The 20,950-nt window shown below is 46.9% G+C and carries 15 protein-coding genes and 1 tRNA gene; 7 read left to right on the top strand and 9 right to left on the bottom strand.

Going from position 1 to position 20,950, the window contains the following annotated elements:
* Window positions 1-92 precede the first annotated feature (92 nt).
* Entirely contained in the window at window positions 93-392 is a 300-nt protein-coding gene (locus QT987_RS03545) for a hypothetical protein (protein ID WP_333237297.1), read from the top strand.
* Window positions 393-395: 3 nt separating this feature from the next.
* On the opposite strand, the gene QT987_RS03550 is transcribed toward QT987_RS03545, so the two are convergent.
* From QT987_RS03550 to QT987_RS03560, 3 genes are all read right to left on the bottom strand, one after another.
* Complete coding sequence (locus QT987_RS03550; RefSeq protein ID WP_333237299.1) at window positions 396-1,415, bottom strand: PRC-barrel domain-containing protein; 1,020 nt, start codon at window positions 1,413-1,415, stop codon at window positions 396-398.
* Window positions 1,416-2,033: 618 nt separating this feature from the next.
* The gene (gene smc, locus QT987_RS03555; protein ID WP_333237301.1) at window positions 2,034-6,035 is read right to left on the bottom strand and encodes a chromosome segregation protein SMC; all 4,002 of its coding nucleotides are present in this window, start codon (window positions 6,033-6,035) and stop codon (window positions 2,034-2,036) included.
* Between the two features lie 130 nt (window positions 6,036-6,165).
* Window positions 6,166-7,380, bottom strand: a complete 1,215-nt coding sequence (locus QT987_RS03560; RefSeq protein WP_333237303.1) for a transposase — start codon at window positions 7,378-7,380, stop codon at window positions 6,166-6,168.
* A gap of 364 nt (window positions 7,381-7,744) precedes the next feature.
* On the opposite strand from QT987_RS03560, the gene murA reads away from it, so the two are divergent.
* The 5 genes from murA to QT987_RS03585 all read left to right on the top strand — a co-directional run bounded on the left by murA (window position 7,745) and on the right by QT987_RS03585 (window position 11,782).
* The gene (murA, locus tag QT987_RS03565) at window positions 7,745-9,163 is read left to right on the top strand and encodes a UDP-N-acetylglucosamine 1-carboxyvinyltransferase (protein WP_333237305.1); all 1,419 of its coding nucleotides are present in this window, start codon (window positions 7,745-7,747) and stop codon (window positions 9,161-9,163) included.
* A 162-nt stretch (window positions 9,164-9,325) separates the two neighbouring features.
* Window positions 9,326-10,195, top strand: a complete 870-nt coding sequence (locus QT987_RS03570; protein ID WP_333237307.1) for a M48 family metallopeptidase — start codon at window positions 9,326-9,328, stop codon at window positions 10,193-10,195.
* A tRNA-Leu gene (locus QT987_RS03575) sits at window positions 10,174-10,255 on the top strand. Before QT987_RS03570 ends, QT987_RS03575 begins: the two co-directional genes overlap by 22 nt.
* Before the next feature lie 214 nt (window positions 10,256-10,469).
* Window positions 10,470-11,345 (top strand): DMT family transporter, encoded by an 876-nt coding sequence (locus tag QT987_RS03580; RefSeq protein ID WP_333237309.1) that lies wholly within the window; start codon window positions 10,470-10,472, stop codon window positions 11,343-11,345.
* 95 nt (window positions 11,346-11,440) lie between these two features.
* Window positions 11,441-11,782, top strand: coding sequence for a hypothetical protein (locus QT987_RS03585; protein ID WP_333237311.1), 342 nt, complete (start codon window positions 11,441-11,443; stop codon window positions 11,780-11,782).
* Between the two features lie 97 nt (window positions 11,783-11,879).
* Here QT987_RS03585 and QT987_RS03590 read toward each other — a convergent pair whose 3' ends face one another.
* The 4 genes from QT987_RS03590 to QT987_RS03605 form a co-directional block, all read right to left on the bottom strand.
* Window positions 11,880-12,506: a type II toxin-antitoxin system antitoxin SocA domain-containing protein gene (locus tag QT987_RS03590; RefSeq protein WP_333237313.1), complete on the bottom strand. Its 627-nt coding sequence runs from the start codon at window positions 12,504-12,506 to the stop codon at window positions 11,880-11,882.
* Between the two features lie 29 nt (window positions 12,507-12,535).
* Window positions 12,536-12,814, bottom strand: coding sequence for a DUF2283 domain-containing protein (locus QT987_RS03595; protein ID WP_333237315.1), 279 nt, complete (start codon window positions 12,812-12,814; stop codon window positions 12,536-12,538).
* A 184-nt stretch (window positions 12,815-12,998) separates the two neighbouring features.
* Window positions 12,999-14,636 carry an acetolactate synthase large subunit gene (locus QT987_RS03600; RefSeq protein ID WP_333237317.1) on the bottom strand — a complete coding sequence of 546 codons (1,638 nt, stop codon included), beginning with the start codon at window positions 14,634-14,636 and terminating at the stop codon, window positions 12,999-13,001.
* Between the two features lie 142 nt (window positions 14,637-14,778).
* Window positions 14,779-16,146 carry an NAD-dependent succinate-semialdehyde dehydrogenase gene (locus tag QT987_RS03605; protein WP_333237318.1) on the bottom strand — a complete coding sequence of 456 codons (1,368 nt, stop codon included), beginning with the start codon at window positions 16,144-16,146 and terminating at the stop codon, window positions 14,779-14,781.
* Window positions 16,147-16,486: 340 nt separating this feature from the next.
* On the opposite strand from QT987_RS03605, the gene QT987_RS03610 reads away from it, so the two are divergent.
* A complete protein-coding gene (locus QT987_RS03610) occupies window positions 16,487-16,729 on the top strand; it encodes a hypothetical protein (protein ID WP_333237320.1) in 243 nt (80 codons plus the stop codon).
* Window positions 16,730-16,754: 25 nt separating this feature from the next.
* On the opposite strand, the gene QT987_RS03615 is transcribed toward QT987_RS03610, so the two are convergent.
* Window positions 16,755-19,079, bottom strand: a complete 2,325-nt coding sequence (locus QT987_RS03615) for a polysaccharide biosynthesis tyrosine autokinase (RefSeq protein ID WP_333237322.1) — start codon at window positions 19,077-19,079, stop codon at window positions 16,755-16,757.
* 143 nt (window positions 19,080-19,222) lie between these two features.
* Window positions 19,223-20,950: an SLBB domain-containing protein gene (locus tag QT987_RS03620; RefSeq protein ID WP_333237324.1), complete on the bottom strand. Its 1,728-nt coding sequence runs from the start codon at window positions 20,948-20,950 to the stop codon at window positions 19,223-19,225.

Below are 20,950 nucleotides of genomic sequence, written 5' to 3' on the forward strand. Positions count from 1 at the left end.
CGAGAATAGTGCCACATCTCAGTTTAAACTCACATCTTGCACCAATATCAGCAACGGGCTAGAAGCCCGTTCCACAAGAAAATCTACTCTTTGTGGAACAGGCATCTTGCCTGTTAAGCGAGAATAGTGCCACATCTCAGTTTAAACTCACATCTTGCACCAATATCAGCAACGGGCTAGAAGCCCGTTCCACAAAAAATAAACTTGATTGTGGAACGGGCATCTTGCCCGTTCTTAAGAATGGTGCAACATCTCAGTTTAAACTCACATCTTGCACCAATATCAGCAACGGGCTAGAAGCCCGTTCCACAAGAAAATCTACTGTTTGTGGAACGGGCATCTTGCCCGTTCTTAAGAAGAGTGCAAAATATTGGTTTGAGCTAATTGATTAATTTCTAATAACCAGGCTCCTCCTCGTACTCAGGAGTCTTAGTTTTCTCAGGAATATTCACGCGAGGAGCCTGGTAAGGCTTCGGTGCCTCATCATCAGCCCAAGCATCAGCCTCCACATCATCTTCGTACTCCACCACCGGCTGCTTCGGGCGAGAAATCTCGGCGCGAGTGTATTGCGGCTTCTCCTCGTACTCCTCCTCTTCGTAATCGTCCTCCTCCCCGCCCCAATTATCCTCTTCGTAATCCTCGTAATCGTCGATTGGCTGCTGCTGTACCTGCACCGCGCGCATGGGCGGCTGGCGAACCGCAGGCCGATTCCACTCTAAATCCTCATCCCAAGGAACTTCCTCCACCGCAGGCGCAGCTACCCGGCTCCGCATTTCCGGTGCAGGTATCCGCACGCCTGGGCCCAATTGATTTCCCGTAGCCACGGGTTTCGGATAATAACCTGCCTCGTCCTCTTCCCGTTCCCAAGGTGCTTGGCCCAAACCAACGCGCTCCAGCAAACCCACACTAAGCTGCCTGAGCCTTTCCTCGGAACCTTCAAACACAATCAAGCGATTCGGGCCACTGCTGACAATTTCCTCAATCCCCAACTCGTAAGTGCTGAGAACTTGGTCGGGGATTTGGGGGATTCCCAGGGAAGCGATAATTATAGAAACTAACTTACCGTCTTCGGGGTCGAACCTAAAGCCCCGCACCCTACCTAAAAGTTCGCCGGTTTCGGTAATAACTTCGCTGTTAATCAAAATGCTGTAGACTTCAACATCAACATCATCTTCGATCGCGCTCTCATCTTCCACCAACAGCACGTCGCCGATTTCGCTGACATTGTTGAGGAACATAAACCTCGGCATTCCAGCGACCGCGAATATATTATCACGCAGACCGATCGCCACAACTTCCCGCCGATCGATGTCCACCCACAATTGACTAACCACCCCCAAGCGTTTACCTCTGTCGCGAGTGATGACTTGAGTGCCGAGAAGGTCGGAGCGTTGGCAGATTTGTTCTGATGTCATTCTAACTTTAATCCTTATTTATCATAAAAATGGGCCTAAAACCCCCGTGCTTCTAGCACGGCTTTGCTGTATGCTTGTAGTAGTGGAAAGGTAATCAACCACTCTAAAAACCTAGCTGTCAAAAGACAAAGCGCTGAACCTTGAAAATTGAATCTAAGCGGTTCTACTGCATTTTTCTAGACTCCACCTCGCAGTAGGTAAAAGATTCAGAGGAGCTAGACAAACAGCATGTGAAGCGAATTTGCTTCAAACTGAAACAGGACTTGCCTAAAAGCAAATAGGGTAGGGCATACCCGAATTAACGCTTGGGGAGAGTCCCACCTCTGGGCTAGAGACTTCAAGGAATCTAGTTTAAGTGGTCTCGGTGAGCCAAGAATCCTCGTACCTTCAGGTCGAGGAGTGTCAATAAGTACATATATCACTCAACACGAGCGTTAACAGACACTCCGGGACTACAACTTCAGTCAGTCGATTTTAGATTTTAGATTTTAGATTTTAGATTTACTCCACAGAGGAATGTGGGAGCTGGAACTAGGGTCTAAAATTTTGATCTATCCACGACTGTTGTCGGCGGCTTGTACCCGTTTTTGGGTAGGGTCATCAACAGACACTCCGGGACTACAACTTCAGTCCTATGACTTGAGTATAAGCTCCCCGTGCTTGAGTAACACCAATTGTACGCTCAGCCGATTGAATCATAGGTCGCCGCAAACTCACAACAATAAACTGGGCTTGTTCAGACTGTCGTTTTATCATTCTAGCTAATCGCTCCACATTTGCCCCATCTAGAAACATATCCACTTCATCAAAAGCGTAGAACGTAGACGGGCGGTAGCGTTGCAGGGCAAAAATAAAACTCAGCGCCGTCAACGACTTTTCGCCTCCAGACATGGAAGCCAGCCGCTGTACGGGTTTGCCCTTCGGGTGAGCCACCAAATTCAAGCCACTGCTGAAGGGGTCTTCCTGGTCATCTAGCTGGAGATAGCCATCGCCTTCGGAAAGTTCCGCAAAGATAGTCTGGAAGTTCTCGTTAACCGCGTCGAAAGCTTCCTTAAAAGCGCGCCGCCTGAGTGTGGTAAAATTTTCGATTCTCAACAGCAGTTCAGTGCGTTCTCCTTCCAATGTCGTCAATTTTTGACTTAATTCTTGAAGGCGTTCTTGAGTGCGGTTGTATTCTTCCAAGGCTAGCATATTGACTGGTTCTAAAGCTTGAATGCGTTTGGCGATCGCCTTTACTTCCTGCTGCAATTCCGTCAAATTGGCTTTCTCAACATTTTCAGGAATCGACGGCACGGGGTCGGGCATTTCCGCCCGCTGCGTTTCCAAGAGAGTGCGGATGGCGGCCAATTGTTCCCGGCGTTCTTGCTGGGTTTCGTGAAGTTTTTGCAACTGCCATTGTAACTGTTGTTTGGCTAAATGCTGTTCTCGCAATTGAGATTCCGCCCGATCGCGCTCCCCCTTCTGCACGCCCAATTTTTCCTCAATTTCCCCCAAAGCCGCCTTAGCTGCGGCAATTTGTCCATCGAGTTCTAACTGCTGCGAAACAATGCGATCGATCGCATCCGCCCCCGCGTTTTGCTGCACTTGCCATTCCTGCAATTTCTCGCTGCCTTCCTTAATTTTGTCTTCCAAACGCCCGAATTGATTTTCCAAGTCTACCAGGCGCTGCTGGACGGTTCTCAGAGCCAATTCTCGCTCTTGCAGTTGCGCTTCCAAAGCGCGCAAACTCGATTGCATTTGCTGCCATTCGCTGTGACTGTTCGACTCTTCCAACTGCGCCAAAGTTTGGCGGTACTGCTGCAATTGAGTTTCCTGTGCGGGCAATTCTCGTTCCAGCAACTGCAATCTCGATCGCGAATTAATTAATTCCTGTGTATTTTTCGCAATTTGCGATCGCACTTGTTCCTGTTGCCCTTGCAAATTCTTAATTTCTGAATCCAACTGTTCCAAGCGCAACTGATGTTCGCGCAAATTTTGTTTCGCTTCCATCAATTCTTGGCTGCGAGTTTTGACTGCAACAGAAGCGCGATCGATCGCAATTTTACACCGTTCCAAAATCCGCTCAATTTCCTCCAACCTTTCTTGCAAAGACGCGATCGTCCGCGCTTCAATAGCAGCCTCGCTAGCATCAACCGTGCCAAAATGTAACGTAGATCTATTAGTAGAACTTCCCCCAGTCATCGCCCCGCTAGTTTCCAAAATTTCCCCGTCCAAAGTGACAATCCGGTACTGTCCCAAATAGCGGCGCGCGTCGCTGAGGTTGCTAAACACAACCGTACTGCCAAAAACGTAAGCAAAAATTTCCTGATACCGCGAATCGCAATCAATCAAATTAACAGCCGCATCCACAAACCCAGCCGCGCGCCGCAAATTTTCATTCACCGAATACCTGCCGCCCCTAATCTTATTCAAAGGCAAAAACGTCATCCTTCCCGCCCGTTTTTGTTTCAACAATTCGATCGCAGCAGCAGCCACGCTGTCATCTTCCACCACCATATTTCCCATGCGCCCGCCCGCCGCTATTTCCAGCGCCAACTGATAGCGCGGTTCTACCCTGCCGAGTTGCGCCACCAAGCCACAAACTCCGCCAATTCCGCTTTGCGCGACAATTTTTGCAGTAAACGTTCCCGTCGCTTCTTGCAGTGCTTGAAACTGCACTTCTAGTTTGTCTAATTTGCGCTGTCTTTCCCGCTGTTCTTCCAACAAACGAGTTTGAGTTTCCTGTTGCAGTTGCAATTCTTGTTCGGCTTCGACTAAAATCTGATTCAGCGATTCTACTTGCAAAGATGCCACGCCTTTGGTTTCCACCAGGCGAGATTGCTGCTCTTTTTTCGCTTCTATTTCCTGTTGTAATACTTGCAGCGATTGGTTTTGTTCTTGAATTTGACTTTGCAGGCGATCGGCTCTTTCGCCAATGGTAGCTTGTTCTGTACGCTGCGGTTCCAAAGTTTGTTGAATTGTTTCGATTTGGCGGTGCAGTTCCGTTTGCTGCTGTACCCAAACTTCTGCCGTCGAGGCGATCGCATTTGCAATTTCCCGATTTTCATCTAAACTTTGCTGGGCTGCGTCCCGCTGTTCCTGAAAACTCCCCTGCTGAGATTTAACATAAGATATTTCAATCTCAATTTGCTCCAAACTTTGCCGGAATTGCCGAACTTCTTCCTCGGTTTGTGCTATATTAGCCGCCATTTGCCCAGCAGTTTTTTCCAAATCCTGTTTGCGGTTTTGCAGTTGCCGCCGTTCCGCTTCCTGAGTGGCAATCGTCGCTTGTAAAGCCAACAATTCCGACTCTCCCAAAGCTTTAACGCGGGCATTCAGCGCGTCAAGTTCGGCGGTTGCTGCTTGAATTTGGGTGCTAATTGTTTGCAGTTGTTCGGTGAGAGATGCAGAAGTGCGATCGCCCATTTCGATTTGTTCGCGCAGTTTCCATTCTTGCTGCTGCAATTGCCGGAATTTCAGCACAATTTCCCATTGCGATTTTTCTTGAAATTCCGCCCGCAATTTTTGATATTTTTCCGCTTTTGTGCGATCGGAAGCCAGTCTATCGCGCTGAGAAATCAGCTCTTTTTCCACAATACTGCTGCGTTCTTCCACCTCCTTAACTTCATCCAACTTCTGCCTAGCTAAAGAGATTTTGCGATCGAACTGAGCCACGCCAGCCAATTCGTCAATGATTTCTCTGCGTTCCTTAGAATTCATCGAAATAATGCTGGTAACGTCTCCTTGTAGGACGACGTTATAGCCTTCGGGATAAATTCGCAAGCGGTTGAGTTGTTCGTGAAGTTGAGTCAGCGTGCAAGGTTGGCCGTTAATGTAATAAGTTGAAGTGTAAGTACCTTGGCGAGTTACCCGAAGTTTGCGCGTTACACTCCACTCATCCGGTTTGGGATTTTGGATTTTGGATTTTTTATTAGTAGCGAGTAGTTGCCCGTTGTTGTCTTGAGTTGCTGCGATTTCAATCTCTTCTACGTCTTCAACAGATAACTCATCCGATTTTGGATTTGGGATTTTCGATTTTCGATTGACAGGAGATGATTGGCCGTTGTTGTCTTGAGTTTCGGTAATTTCTATCCCTTCGGCTTCTGCAACTGAGAGAGGCGATTCTTGATTAGCAGATGATTGGCCGTTGTTATCTGGAGTTTCGGCAGTTTCTATCCCTTCGACTTCCTCTGCTTCAACAGATAACTCTTCCGATTTTCGATTTTCGATTTTGGATTTTCGATTGGCAGATGATTGTCCGTTGTTGTCTTGAGTTTCGGCAGTTTCTATCGCTTCGACTTCCTCTGCTTCCACAGATAACTCATCTGCTGCATTTTCCTCCTCATCTTCATCCCGCGCGAACCATTCCTCTCCCACATCTTCCAGGGCAAAAGTCGCAGTCACGCTAGCTTCGATCGTACCGCGTTTGTTTTGGGCGCTGTTCACCAAATCCGGCAAACGTTCAGCCCGCATTCCCTTAGAACTCGAAAGTCCGAGACAAAACAGCAAAGCGTCGAGGATGTTCGACTTCCCAGAACCGTTGGGCCCGGAAACCACAGTAAAACCGGGCAGCACGGGAATGGCCGTCGTGCCGCCAAAAGATTTAAAGTTAGTTAGTTCGATCCGTTTAATGTGAACCATATGCTAGGAGTAGCTTTGGCTCTAGGTTGTTGTCACAGGGTAGCACAGGCAATGGGGCGATCGACAATGTGTTAACTTTCTGGCATGGTCGATCGAACCGATATCTTACACCTTTTTGACATACCCCTGCCTAAAGGCGAGGGGATTCTTGATTCGCAGGGATTCCAATGAATTTACCCTCGGCAAGCATCTTGACCGTATGCCCTACGGCTGCAAGTCCTCTAATTAGAACTACTTGAGCGGCTGCAACATCTCTGTCTGTTGTATAGCCACAGTTCGAGCATGAATGAGTACGCTCATCAAGCTGTTTTTTTCCTGTTTCTGCTAGACAATTGGGGCAAACCTGACTCGTTTTATGGGCGCTTACCTTTTGAAAATACACGCCATATTTCAAACAAGTTTGCTCTAGGATTGTGAAGAACTGACCCCAGCTTGCGTCTAAGCAGTGTTTCCCTAGCATCGCCCTAGACAGCCCCATCAGGTTCAGATCCTCAACGAAAATCATTCCCACATCTTGGCAGATTTGATGAGATAATTTACGATGCCAATCTTTCCGACTGTTAGCAACGTATTCATGCAGTTTGGCGACTTTCTTTTGAGCTTTACGCCAATTGTTAGAACCTAGTTTTTTACGACAGACACGTTGTTGCAGCAATTTAAGCTTGCGTTCTGCGTCTTTAAAAAATCTTTGGCGCTTGACTAAAAGACCGTTAGAAGTTGCTAGAAAATTAGTTAGTCCCACATCAATTCCGATACCTTCACCGTGGGGCATTAGAGTGGGTACTGAAACGTCCCATTGTAGGGTTAACATCACGTACCAACCGCTAACCCTACGGACTATCCTTGCTTGCTTAATCGTTGCACCATCAGGGATAGTCCGTGATTGATGGAACTTAACCAAACCAATTTTAGGGAGCTTCACCCCTTGATTTTGGACGGGGTTAACCCCCAATTGTGGGAACACAAACGATCGCATTGTTCCTGCTTTCTTAAAGCGGGGGAAACCGTGTTTTTGTTCCCACATACTCACAAACGCTTTTTCAAGCCTTTTCAGTGTTTGCTGGAGGACGTGTACGGCGACGGCAGCCAATGTGGGTATGTTTGCCCTAGCCGTAGTTAAACTTTTGCACTGGCTTGCATAAGTTGGTCGTTTTGTTTCGGCCCGAATGATGAACTCAGATCGGATAGAGCAAGCGTTAATTCGACAACTACGAGACTCAAACCAATGTTTACGCAGGGCCAATGCGTAGTTGTATACGCGACGGCATTGTTCTAGCCAATCTTCAAAGATTGCTATTTGTCCTGCCGTTGGTTTGAGTTTGAATTCGTAGACTAAATGAAACATTTGCTCTTTCCTCCTACCTGATTCTACCACAATCATGAGCAAACGTTGAAACGCTTTTTCAAGAAGTCTACTTAAAGCCGTCCTAAAAGGACGGGGCTTGCACCCAAATTTTCGGTCAACAACCGAGTCGGCTTTTACTTCAAAAGTTCGTTGACAAAAGTACAATATCTCCGATCCGAGCGAGCGCTACAAATTAACGTAAATTTTGATACAGATAACTCCATGAAACTCGATCGACATTATTTGTGCGATTAAACCTGAAAGCCTTGTCCCTAGTGAATTAGAGGAAAGAGAATTCCCGGAATTCCAAATGTCACCCCTAGACATATAAAAACTTTCCGGTAAAATCGAACCAAAATTAATAATGTATAAAGTAACGAAGCGAATTATGGAGGGCAAACCCATTACACCAGCTCAGAACTCATCTAACCTGCCAGCTTCACCTGAAAGCGACCAACAAGTATTGCAAATTTGGGGTCGCCAGCCCCTTAAAGGACACGTCAAAATCAGCGGCGCCAAAAACTCGGCCTTAGTCGTCATGGCAGGAGCCCTGCTATGCCCAGAGGATTGCCGTCTCCGCAACGTTCCCGGTCTAGTCGATGTCGCCCGCATGGGGCAAATTCTCTCGGCTGTAGGAGTCAAATTACAGCAGCACGGGGACGTTTTAGACATCAACGCCAGCAACCTCATAGACGCTCAAGCCCCCTACGAATTAGTCAGCCAACTGCGGGCGAGCTTCTTCATCATCGGCCCGCTGCTAGCGCGTTTGGGATTTGCCAAAGTGCCCTTGCCCGGTGGGTGTGCCATCGGTGCCCGACCCGTTGAACTTCACGTTCGCGGTTTGCAAGCCCTCGGTGCCGAAGTTCACATCGACCACGGCACCGTTCACGCTTACGTCAAAGGGCCGAACCGCCGCCTGAAAGGAGCCAAAATTTATTTGGACTACCCCAGCGTCGGCGCAACTGAAACTTTGATGATGGCGGCGACTCTGGCTGAAGGAGAAACCGTGATTGAAAATGCGGCTCAAGAGCCGGAAGTCGCAGATTTGGCGAATTTCTGCCGCGCAATGGGAGCAAAAATTCAAGGCGCTGGCACGAATACGATCGTCATTTCGGGAGTTCCCAAGCTGCACGCGGTAGACTATTCAATTATTCCCGATCGCATTGAAGCCGGAACATTTTTAGTAGCAGGAGCCATCACTCACTCGGAAATCAGTTTGTCGCCAGTAATTCCCGACCACCTGACCGCAGTCATTGCCAAATTGCAGACAATTGGGGCGAAAATTATTGCAGAATCCCCCGACATTTTGCGGATAGTTCCCGGCCAAACTCACTCTGCCACAGACATCGAAACTCTGCCTTACCCTGGTTTCCCCACAGATATGCAAGCTCAGTTTATGGCTTTGCTGACGCTGAGCGAAGGAGACAGCTTGATCAAAGAAACCGTGTTTGAGAATCGCTTGCGCCACGTAGCAGAACTCAACCGCATGGGCGCGGACATTCGCCTTAAAGGTAATGTCGCGATTGTGCGCGGAGTGTCGCGGCTGTCCGGTGCGCCGGTAGTGGCAACAGATTTGCGGGCTTCGGCGGCGTTAGTATTAGCGGGACTTGCAGCCGATGGTGTCACCACCATCAGCAGCTTGCAGCACTTAGACCGCGGCTATGAGCAGTTAGAGGTGAAGCTGCAAAAATTGGGAGCGAATTTGCGACGGGTCAAAGAGGGTACAGACCCGGCGACTGCAGAGGCTCCTGTCAATCCCGTGCGATCGGGTTTAAACTGTTAATTAGTCATTAGTCATTAGTCAGCAGTCATTAGTCATTAGGAAGAAGGAAAAAGGAAGAAAGAAAAATAATTCAACCTTTTTCAATTCCCGCTTCCCAATTGCCAATTCCCACTTTCCAATGACCAATGACTAATGACCAATGACTAATGACTCAGGATTAAAATGTCTAACATACCCCTCATCGGTTTGAAAGCAGACCAGTTTCGCCACCCCCTAGACTTGGAAGCTACCAGCACTCTCAAACAACTGCCGGGCCTGGATTTGATCGTCCGGCAGTTGTTGGGACAACTTGGCGAACAGTTTTTTATGCTGGAAAATCTGGCTTCCAGTGTCCAAGTCGGCGAAAATCAATTGCCCCACCTGCATCAATTGTTGTTGGATGCCTGCAAAACTCTTGATTTGGAGCCGCCGCAGCTTTATGTCCGCCAGCATCCGATGCCAAATGCTTACACGTTTGCGATGCGGGGAAAACAGCCTTTTGTGGTGATGCACACTTCTCTGATTGATTTGCTCACAGACGAGGAAGTTAAGGCAGTAATTGCTCACGAGTTGGGGCATTTGAAGTGCGAGCACGGAGTTTACCTGACTCTGGCTAATTTAATTGTGTTGGCTGCAGGTCAAATTTCGCCTGTGGGAACCGTGCTCGCCCAGGGTTTGCAGGCGCAAATGTTGGAATGGTTGCGGTGTGCGGAATTTACGTGCGATCGCGCCGCCTTGCTCGCCACCCAAGACCCAAAAGTGGTAGCATCGCTGTTGATGAAACTGGCCGGAGGTTCGCCGACTTTAGCTCCCAAACTGAATGTCGATGCGTTTTTGGCGCAGGCGCGGGCCTACGACGACCTCAGCAGCACTCAACTGGGAGAAATGCTCAAACAAGCTCAAACGGCTCAGTTGTCCCATCCTGTACCAGTATTGCGCGCCAGAGAGATCGATCGCTGGGCAAGTTCAAAAGATTATGAATCTTTGCTTGCAGGAAATCGATCGGTGTGTTATGATAGTGAAACGAAAAAGGGCGGGTGGCGAAATTGGTAGACGCATCAGACTCAAAATCTGACACCGAAAGGTATGAGAGTTCGATTCTCTCCCCGCCCACTGCTAAAGAAGCTTAATAAATCTAGGGTTCCAGATGATAAGTCTGGAACCCTAATTTATATGGCATGGGGAATCGGGCATCGGGCATGGGGAATCGGGCATCGGGCATCGGGCATCGGGCATCGGTAACAACAGTCATTAGTCATTAGTCGTTAGTCATTAGTCGTTAGTCAGTCAACAGTCAACAGTCAACAGTCAACCGTTAACAGATTTTATGGGTGAAATCGCCGCTTTAGGCGCTGCATTTGTCTGGGCTCTATCTTCCACAATCTGGCAGCGAGTAGGACAGCAACTCCCCGCAGTGGTGCTAAACTTGCTCAAAGGTGCGATCGCCCTTTTCATGCTCCTTGCCACTACACTAATTTTAGGTAAACCCTTACCCGCAATCAACCCTAATATTTTAGCAATGCTGCTCATCAGCGGCGGCCTAGGAATTGGCATCGGAGACACCGCTTTCTTTATCGTCTTAAAATATTTAGGCGCGAGGCGAACGCTGCTTTTAGAAACCCTATCTCCCCCTTTAACAGCTTTATTCGGCTTAATCTTTTTGCAAGAAAAGTTATCGCCCATTGCTTGTACTGGCATTCTTTTAACAATTTGCGGCGTAGCTTGGGTAATTGCCGAACGAACAGCCGAAACAACCTTATCATCAAAATATATTTGGCAGGGATTAGGTATTAGTTTATTAGGACAAACAAGCCACGCCGCTGGAGCAATTTTATCCCGCGCCGCCTTCACTCAAATAGATATTGATCCCCTGTGGACAGCCGCCTTGCGTTTGAGCGGTGGTATGGCAGTCATGCTATGCTTTTTGAACCCAAAAAACCTTGATAGTTTCAAACAATTAAAAGCGCCAAAACTATTAGGTGCAATAATTCTAGCAGCTTTTTTAGGAACCTATCTCGGAATTTTTCTGCAACAGACTTCGCTGAAATATGCACCCGCAGCAATAGCTCAAGCACTCAGTTCTACCAGTCCCCTATTTATACTGCCTTTAGCGGTGCTGGCGGGCGAAAAAGTGAGCCTTCGGGCTGTTGTGGGGGTAGTTGGTGCGATCGGCGGAATCGCCTTATTATTAGGTTTGAAGTGATTATATTTGATATCAATTCCGGTGCCACCGGAATGATTGTTGACTGTTGACTGTTTACGGGCGGGTCGAAAAACTGAATGGTTGAGTGTTAACTGTTGACACTAATAGGCACGGCGTCGTCTCGAAAGCAATGGGTAATATTAATTACGATGCTACCGGATTTGATATCACAACTCCGACAAGTGGAAACAAAACTCTACGGAGAGATTGAGAAGCAAATTGCAAACGCTCGCCAGAAGGAAGAGGAAGTGATTTATGCTTATAATACTTGGGTAAAACAATTTGCAGAAATCCGTAAAGATTTTGACGGGATTATCCAGTCCATCACGAAGGCAGCAGCTAACCGAATACTTGAATCTGAAAAAGAGCGCCCTCACATACCAACTTGTCACAAAGTGCGTGAAGCGCAGCTATCCCGTAGGGAATCGTCCTTATAAGCTGTTGTGCATTTAACTTATATCTTTAGGGCGGGCAGGATGCCCACCCCACAAAAGTTTAATTGTATTCGGTCGTGCAATTTAAATGCCTCGGAGCTTATTCTTTAGAGAAGAAACGGCCCGAATAATATTTCTTCATCGATTCGTGAGAAATAATCCCATAACAAGATTCGTCTCTCGGCAAATCCCCTCTCGCTTCCAGCCAAGGTTTTTCACTGCAAATCATTCGTTCCAAAGTTTCATCATCATACTCAAAATATGCCTCCGCAACTTCTTCGATAAATTGCCCAACTTTTTGGGGAATTTTCGGTTGTTCGATTTTCTCTGTAATGCGTTCCCAACTAAATTGGCGTTGATACTTTTCTAATAAATCAGGAATAACCGGCCCGTGAATCTCTGCTTTAAAATCTACATCAAATAGTGGCTTTCCGTAAACTCCTAAATACCAAGCTTGAGCGTAATACATGAGTTTTTGTAGCTTGTAGGCGTTGATTGCTACATTAGTTTGGGCGGCCAACCAAATGAAAGCATTTGCAATATCTTGCTCACTCACTTTTACTGAACTACCTGGAACGGCAACAACTTTGAGTTGACCTTCGCCTATCTGTTCCAATAGTTCAGAAACGGACAAGTTAAATTCTGCAGCAATTTGCTCAACTCTTTGCCAAACTGGAGAACTCACTGTTATTTGATATTCATTTTTTGTTGAGATAGCTTCAGTCATGGTCGTCCTTAGAGCTGACTTAAATAATTCTAGCAAACAGTGAGGAATAATGACGTATGCAGTCTTTTATAAGCATTATAACTCAAGTGCAACTCACCCACAATCGGCAATTCAAATACATTACTCTCTCGCAACCGCTTGGAGAAAAACATAACTTCCAGATTTTCAATTTCCTCCGTGTCAGGATTGAGACGAGCCACAATTCCATATTCTAGTTCTTGCGATTCTTGCTCTGCATAAGGGGAACATTTATTGACGTACAAAATATCTCCAATAGCATCGTATTTAAAAGTTAGTTTTTCTGCCATATTATCTCTCCTTGGGTAACATTTTTTGTTAAGTAAGCTGTCACGATCCAATAGCGCTCTCTCGGAACTGTATCATTGACAACAGCTACTACAACATACCTACCCTTGCGACCCTTACCATATCTCGAAGAATGTCCATTATTAGAACCCCGACTTATTAAAGAAGCCGAGGCTCTAGCTACTCTTACAAATTGCAACTCATATCCCCAGATAATTGACTGAAACGCGCATTTTCCCGATAGTCTACCGGACAGTCAATCACGCAAGGGACATCTTGAGCCAGGGCTTCTTTCAGAATCGGAATAAAATCTGTTGCAGATTCCACTCGATAGCCTTTTAAACCCATACTTTCCGCAAATTTCACAAAGTCGGGATTGCCAAATTTTACGAAATCTGAATGACCAAAATAATCTTGCTGCTTCCATTCAATTAACCCGTAACCGCCGTCATTAAATATCAACGTCACAAAATTAGTACCGACTCGCAAAGCAGTTTCTAACTCTTGGCAATTCATCATAAAACCACCGTCGCCGGTGGCGGCTACTACTTTGCGATCGGGATAAACGAGTTTTGCAGCTACCGCACCCGGAATCGCAATTCCCATCGCCGCAAAGCCGTTGGAAATCAAACAGGTATTCGGGCGATCGCAATGATAGTGCCGCGCGATCCACATTTTGTGAGCTCCCACATCAGATATAAGAATATCTTCCGGGTCCAGGATTTGCCGCAAATCGTAAATGAGTTTTTGTGGCTTGATCGGGAAACCGTCGTCGGCTGCATATTGTTCGTACCCAGCGCGAATATCCGCCCGCAATTGCTTAGCAAAAGGGTCTACTTTCTCCATGCGATCGGCACGCTGCAAAATTTCATTGAGGGAATCAGAAATATCTCCCACAACTTCTATAAGAGGAATATAACTGCTGTCAATTTCGGCTGGCAAAGATCCAATGTGAATAATCGGAATTTTTCCTTCTGGATTCCACTTCTTCGGGGAATATTCAATCAAATCGTAGCCAACAGCAATCACTAAATCCGTTTCTTCAAAAGCACAACTAATGTAATCCCGTTTTTGCAATCCCGTCGTCCACAGTGCCAAAGGATGAGTGTAAGGAATTACACCTTTGCCCATGAAAGTATTAGCTACAGGAATATTCAATCGAGTAGCAAATTGTGTCAAAGCATCGCTGGCGTTAGCGCGGATCGCGCCGTTTCCTACTAAAAGCAGAGGACTTTTTGCCTTGGAAATTGCCACAGCGGCTTTATTCAAGCTTTGGTAAGCGCCAAAAGTTTTTTCGCGGTTATCTTTGGTGAGCGGAGTTCCTTCAGCCGGCATTGCTGCGATGTTTTCAGGTAAGTCAATGTGAACTGCTCCCGGCTTTTCACTTTGAGCTACTTTAAAGGCTTTGCGGACAATTTCTGCCGTCGTGCTGGGACGGACAATCTGAGCATTCCACTTAGTAACGGGCGCAAACATGGCGACCAAATCTAAGTATTGGTGCGATTCTATGTGCATCCTGTCTGTGCCGACTTGTCCGGTAATTGCTATTAAAGGAGCGCCGTCTAAGTTGGCGTCAGCAACTCCTGTCATTAAGTTAGTTGCGCCGGGGCCCAAGGTGGACAAGCAAACGCCCGCTTTGCCGGTGAGACGACCGTAAACGTCTGCCATGAAAGCCGCGCCTTGTTCGTGGCGAGTAGTAATAAATTTAATTGAAGAGTTTCTCAGGGCTTCTAGAACTTCTAAATTTTCTTCTCCTGGAAGTCCGAAGACGTATTCGACGCCTTCATTTTCTAAACATTTTACCAATAGTTGAGCTGTGTTCATTTCCGTTTCTCTCCTCGGTTAATGGTTTTTTTGTCTTTTTCAACCGATCGCACAAATACTAAATGGAAATTTTTAACCGCAGATAAACGCAGATAAACGCAGACTTATGTAGATTTGTGCGATCGGTTGATAGAGTGGGAGCTTATTTCACCCACACTGTTTTTATGTTAACAAATTCGTGCATTCCTTGGATGCTCAATTCGCGTCCGTAACCGGAGCGTTTGATCCCGCCGAAGGGCAATCTAGGGTCGGATTTTACTAAACCGTTGATGAATACCGCGCCGGCCTCTAGTTCGGAAATAAATCGATCGCTCTCTGAGTTTACTGTAGTCCAAGCTGACGCACCCAAGCCAAAAGATGTGCTGTTTGCCAGGGCGATCGCCTCATCAATGCCTGCAACTCGGAATACTAAAGCTACGGGCCCGAAAAATTCTTCTTGACGGGCAGAGGCATTCGGCGGAATATCTGCCAGAATAGTTGGCAAGTAGAAATTGCCGGCATTCTCTGACAATGGGCGGCCACCTGTCAGAAGTTTTGCTCCCGATTGGATGCAAGTTTGCACTTGATTGTCCAAATCTTTGAGGATTGCGGGAGTAGCTAAAGGGCCGATATCGGTTTCGGGCAACATCGGATCGCCTACTTTTAATTGCTCGAATTTTTCGACAAATCCTGTGATGAATTCGTCGGCAATCTCTTCTGCTAAAATAAAGCGTTTGGCGGCGATGCAAGATTGACCGTTATTGAGCATCCGGGATGTCACAGCAGTTGATAAAGCTGCTGCTACATCGGCGCTCGACATCACAATAAATGGGTCGCTTCCTCCCAATTCCAGCACTACTTTTTTCAAATTTTTGCCCGCATTTGCTGCCAAACTTTCACCCGCTGGTTCGCTACCGGTGAGGGTTGCTGCTTTTATACGATCGTCCGCAACGATATCAGCTACTTTGTCGGCGCCCACTAACAAAGTTTGAAAAACTCCTTCGGGAAAGCCAGCTTCCATGAAAATTTCTTCGATTTTCAAAGCGCACTGAGGCACGTTGGAAGCGTGTTTTAGCAAGCCGACATTGCCCGCCATCAGCGCCGGCGCCGCAAACCGAAAAACTTGCCAAAATGGGAAATTCCAGGGCATAACGGCTAAAATAGCGCCTAGCGGTTGGTAGCGGACAAAGCTGCTGCTAGCGTCAGTGGTTGCCGGTACGTCTGCCATAAATTGAGCGGCATTTTTGGCGTAATACCGACAAACTAAGGCGCATTTTTCCACTTCGCCGATCGCAGATTTGAGCGTTTTACCCATTTCCAGGGTCATCATTTCAGCGTAAATTTCGCGATCGCGCTCCAAGATGTCTGCAGCTTTCTGCATCCACAGAGCTCTCTGCTCAAACGGCAGTTGGCGGTATTTCTTAAAAGCTTGCTGTGCTAATTCCAGCTTAGCTTCTATTACCTCATCCGCGATCGGCTCGAAAGTTTTCAGCGTTTCTCCCGTTGCCGGGTTGATAGTAGCAATAGCCATTGTTTCATCTCCTGTGTGAAAAACACAAAACTCCCTGCTAGTTTTGAGCCGAGGCAGGGAGTTGTATCAAGGTATTACAAAATAGGAATTTACCTGCCACGTTTTCTTTCAGATATTGCTAAGTTGCAAGTGCCGCGATTTGTTTAAATTTCTCTACTTTTTATTATAGTTCAGAGTCTCGATCGCAAATCTTAAGAAAATTTGTCTTTCTGAAATCACGCACAAATCTCAAGAACAGGCTTTCCGGCCTTTTCCACAAAAGTTAAATGTTCTTGTGGGGCGTCCCGCCCGCCCCTGAAAGCTTTATTCACAATTAAGGCTGCAAGATGGATGAAATATCTTGTCGGGTGTCGCGCCCGCCTTGCATTCTCAAGAACAGTATAGCCGTAGGGTGCGTCGCCATCAAAAATCCTCAAAAAAAGCGAAAATCTCGCAGCGACGCACCTTGCAAGAATTAGCCGTAGGGTGCGTCGCCATCAAAAATCCTCAAAAAAAGCGAAAATCTCGCGCCGCAGGGTGCGTCGCCATCAAAAATCCCAAAAAAGAGCGAAAATCTCGCAGCGACGAACCCCACGATAATTAGCTAAACATTTCTCAATTCCCCTCCCTCAAACAGACTGTTCCTGAACGTAATCCTGCACGTAAGACTGATAGTAATACCTGCTGCCTTTATCGTTATTCGCCACCATTCCCAACAGCGGAATTCCCGCCATTTTCAAATCTTCAAAAGCCAACACCAGCGCCTCCCGCTCAGTTTGATGCAGCCCTACTACCAGCATCAATCCGTTAGTGTGAGCCGCCAACAAATTCGCATCCGCCAAACCCAAAAGTGGTGCAGTATCGTAAATAACTAAATCAAAATGACTTGACAAAGCTGCCATTAAATGCTGCATTTTTTTGGAAGAAAGCACCTTTGTGGGATCGAAAGGAACCGGGCCGGAAGTTAACACAAACAAATTTTCATCGCGGGGCGATCGCACAATCACCTTTTGCACATCCACATCATCAGCAATCACATTGTGCAGGCCTTGCCAATTCGGTAAACCCAGCATTTCGTGTACCTGCGGACGCCGCAAATCCCCATCCACCAACAGCACTTGCTGCCCCATTGCAGCCGCCGCCCGCGCCAGATTTACTGCTACCGTAGACTTGCCGTCACCTACTTGACAAGAAGTAATTACGCAAGAATTAATCGGAGTATCAAGGTTTAGTAAACGAATATTCGCATTGAGCGATCGAAAAGCTTCTTGAAAAGCATCCGTCGGCATCGGCGAAATTGACACATCCACCGGGCTTGTCTCAGCAGGAGGAAGTCTCAAAATTTTATCGCTAGCAGGAATTACCCCCAACAAAGGCAGGCGAATCGACTGTTTGACATCCTCTGGAGTTTGGAACACCGTTTTATTTTTAAACCGTTCCGCCAACTGCGCCGTCAGCATACCAAACAGCAAACCAGCCAATCCCCCCAAAGCCAAATTCAAAGGCATAATCGGAGCAACAGCCATCAACTCGCCATTTTTGTAGCGCGGAATTTCCGGCTTAGCAATAACTTCCCAAGCCACCTCTTTTTTACCCACAGCTTCAAGCTGCAAAGCTTGCTGTTTTGCCAGCAAACCATTCAGCGTATTGTTAGTTAAATCCAACTCGCGCTGCAAATCCGAATAGCGCCGCAAAATCACTGGTAATCCTTGAGAGTATTGATTCAACTGCTTAGCAGCTTGTTCCAAAACTTGATTCCGCACGCCCAGCACCTGAATTAAATTAGCAGTACCAATAAACTGCTCGATTAACTTAATCCGCACCGGATCTTGAAAAGCCAGCACTTGCGAATTTACCTTAGCCAAATCAGTTCCCAGAACCTGTTGGGCTTCTTTCTTCAACAAAGGAATCAGGTTCTTGCGCTGTTCTCGCAACAATTGCATTTGCGGAGTTTCGTCTGTAAACGTAGCCGAGTTAATCGCAATTTGCCCTTCTAATTGCTGCAATTGAGTCAACATCGCTTGATAGCGGGGAGCTTGACTCAGAGCCGAGGCCATCAGCGCTTGCTTCTGGTTTAATCCGAGCTGATTTTGCAGATTGGAATAGAGCAATCTCTGCTGATTGAGCTGCGATTGCGCTTCCAATCTTTGCGTTTGAAGTTCACTGATTTGCTGCGCGAGTTGTTGCGTTTGAATTTGCGGGTCGATGAAATTGTACTGCTGCCGCAACTTTTGAATTTCTGTTTGCAGAGCTTGTTGGCGTTTTTGCTGATTGGGAATTTTCGATTTTACAAAATCCAGAGTCTGACTAATTTGAGTTGTGGTATCTTGCACGCTGTAGTTGCGGTAGCCTAGCGCAACTTTTTCCAAAACAAACTGAATTTTTTTCGGATCGTAATCCCGATATCTAACTTCGATAATCTTGGTATTTTTGAATCGATTAATTGACAACCTAGTTTCCTGAGAAAACGGCAAATTATCTGCTTTTTGGTTCAAGAGGTAGTTGTAATTTATGTCAGGATACTTAGCCTGCAACTCTTTAATAATCGGCGCCATTACTTGCGGGCTTTGTAAAACTTGAATTTGCGATTCGTAGTCAAAACCAGCATTTTCTGTCGTCGCGGGCGCCGCTGGTTGCAGTTTCAGCTCACCCGAGTAGATTTTGGCTAAAGTATTTTGCGTAACGGCTGGTTCTACTAATAATTGAAAGCGCCCTTCGTACTCGCTTTTTTGATTCAGTGTCCAGGCGAAAACTCCGGTAGTCACTGCCGCTGCTACGCCGATTACTAAGATGGAGCGACTGCGGCAAACTTCCCAAAAAGTTAACTCTTCTGTCTCGGTTTTGTTGCTGCCTAAAAATTGATCTTCTCCATAAAGCCCAGAAGACATTTTTTGCAAATCAGCGGCTTTTTTATGATTAAACAGTGCTACTTGAGATTGTTTCCCTGGTTTCATTTGATTTCTACAACTTATTAGTTTAAACGTCTGTATTGGTGGCGGAGTTTCAGGCAATCGGTTGATTCCTAGATATTTCATTACCAAACCGCAATTTTTTCTATAAAGCGGGTTTCTGAGGTCTTAATGCCAGTTTATTCAAATCACCGAAAAATATCGAACAACCGAAATATTCCTAACAGCGGGCTGAGAGGAGCGAGAGTCCCTCCTACATTATCCGAGAACGTAGCGCGACCCGATCGCCTTACCATAATTACATCATTATTTTTCAGTTTGGGATTAGTTTCTTCATTGGCAGTTGCAGAAAAATCCACCTTAACAGTTAGCTGCGAAACGGTGCCGTTAGGATTGAGGCGAATTAAATTCACCGAATCCATTTCTGCCCGCGCTTTATTAAAACCTCCCGCTGCTACCAGCGCTTGATTTAAAGTAGTGTTGGGCACCACCGCAATCGTTCCCGGTTTCACGACTTCTCCTACAATGTTCACCCTAATCGTATCCGGTGAAAAATTAGAATTAGCAACTTGTTCGTCTTGGGTTTCATCGAGATTTTCGGCTTTGGGAACGATTACCGTATCTCCCTGTTGCAGCGCTAAATCTTGGGATACATCTCCCCCTTCCAAAAGTTGCCACAAATTGACATTAATAATTTGTTCTGTACCCGCCCGTGTCAGGCGGCGAACTTGTATTTGTCGGATATCAGCTATCGGCGTAATGCCGCCCGCCATTTTAATTGCCCTCGTTACAGTTTGCTGCAAAACATTTTCCCCGCCGTTGGTTTCGCTGGCAGCAAACAAACCAGAATTTTCACCCATTTCATTCTCTTGTACCCTACTTTGAGCCTCTTTTGTCAAAGTATAAGTACCGGGGCGAGTTACTTCGCCCACCACAGCAATATTAATTGGTTGAGTGCTTTGTCCGGTAATGTTAGCTACTGCTAAAGTCGGTGCTTCTTGGCGGTTGAGGCTAGTTACAGTGGGAATAAATATAGTATCGCCGTCGCGCAAAGTCATATCGGCCCGCAAATCGCCGTTTTGCAATAATTCCCACAAATCCACACTAATAATTTGTTCCGGTGCGTTGCGCTGGGGGCGGCGGATTTTGATTTGTCGCACGTCTGCTGACTGGGTAATTCCGCCTGCCATTCGCAGAGCCCGCGATATCGTTGGCATTTGAGTTCCCATTTGCTCTGCTGTGCCTCCGGGGCCTGCTGCTGAGGATATTGTATAGGCTCCGGGGCGGTTGATTTCGCCCGCGATCGCAATTTGCAAAGGACGCGGCGCCAGCAGTTTCAGGGTAATCCAAGGGCGTTTGAGGTATTTGCCGTATTTGTCTTTAACAGCATTAGAAGCTTGTTCTAGGGTCATCCCGTACACCGAAACGCTGCCAATTAACGGCAAACTCAGGGAACCGTCGGCCTGTACTTGGTGTTGACCGTTGGGGCCGCTGTATTCCGGGACGTTGAAGATGTCCATTTGAATACGATCGCCCGCGCCTAAAGTGTAAACTTCCGATCGTACACTTGAAGGTTCAGTTGCCGGAAATCCCGGAAATCCCGGCGCTGCGGGTACTGGTACAGGAACAGGAGAACCCGCATCCGCAGGAGGAGGAGGAGGAGGCATAAACTGGGCCGCTGCAGGAGATGAACCCACCGCCGCCAGCACTGACACTGTTAAACTTTGAATCATTAAACTTTTGACAGCATTGCTTGCCCAATAACTTAGCTTGCAGCTTTTGCTGGAAATGTCTCCCTGAGCCCCTCTTCTTGCAGGAAATGGGAGAAATTCTTCACCCTCCCTCTCCGCGAAGGGGACACAAGGATGAGATTTTTTCTCAAGTTGCACGCCGTGCGAATAACTTTTCACCACCAT

Origin of the sequence: Microcoleus sp. SVA1B4, from assembly GCF_036700545.1 — a bacterium.
Lineage (GTDB): Bacteria > Cyanobacteriota > Cyanobacteriia > Cyanobacteriales > Microcoleaceae > Microcoleus.

Excerpts from the sequence above, each read along its gene's own strand:
- QT987_RS03550 (WP_333237299.1), bottom strand. The coding sequence starts at position 1,415 with ATGACATCAGAACAAATCTGCCAACGCTCCGACCTTCTCGGCACTCAA.
- smc (WP_333237301.1), bottom strand. The coding sequence starts at position 6,035 with ATGGTTCACATTAAACGGATCGAACTAACTAACTTTAAATCTTTTGGC.
- QT987_RS03560 (WP_333237303.1), bottom strand. The coding sequence starts at position 7,380 with ATGTTTCATTTAGTCTACGAATTCAAACTCAAACCAACGGCAGGACAA.
- murA (WP_333237305.1), top strand. The coding sequence starts at position 7,745 with ATGTATAAAGTAACGAAGCGAATTATGGAGGGCAAACCCATTACACCA.
- QT987_RS03570 (WP_333237307.1), top strand. The coding sequence starts at position 9,326 with ATGTCTAACATACCCCTCATCGGTTTGAAAGCAGACCAGTTTCGCCAC.
- QT987_RS03580 (WP_333237309.1), top strand. The coding sequence starts at position 10,470 with ATGGGTGAAATCGCCGCTTTAGGCGCTGCATTTGTCTGGGCTCTATCT.
- QT987_RS03590 (WP_333237313.1), bottom strand. The coding sequence starts at position 12,506 with ATGACTGAAGCTATCTCAACAAAAAATGAATATCAAATAACAGTGAGT.
- QT987_RS03595 (WP_333237315.1), bottom strand. The coding sequence starts at position 12,814 with ATGGCAGAAAAACTAACTTTTAAATACGATGCTATTGGAGATATTTTG.
- QT987_RS03600 (WP_333237317.1), bottom strand. The coding sequence starts at position 14,636 with ATGAACACAGCTCAACTATTGGTAAAATGTTTAGAAAATGAAGGCGTC.
- QT987_RS03605 (WP_333237318.1), bottom strand. The coding sequence starts at position 16,146 with ATGGCTATTGCTACTATCAACCCGGCAACGGGAGAAACGCTGAAAACT.
- QT987_RS03615 (WP_333237322.1), bottom strand. The coding sequence starts at position 19,079 with ATGAAACCAGGGAAACAATCTCAAGTAGCACTGTTTAATCATAAAAAA.
- QT987_RS03620 (WP_333237324.1), bottom strand. The coding sequence starts at position 20,950 with ATGGTGGTGAAAAGTTATTCGCACGGCGTGCAACTTGAGAAAAAATCT.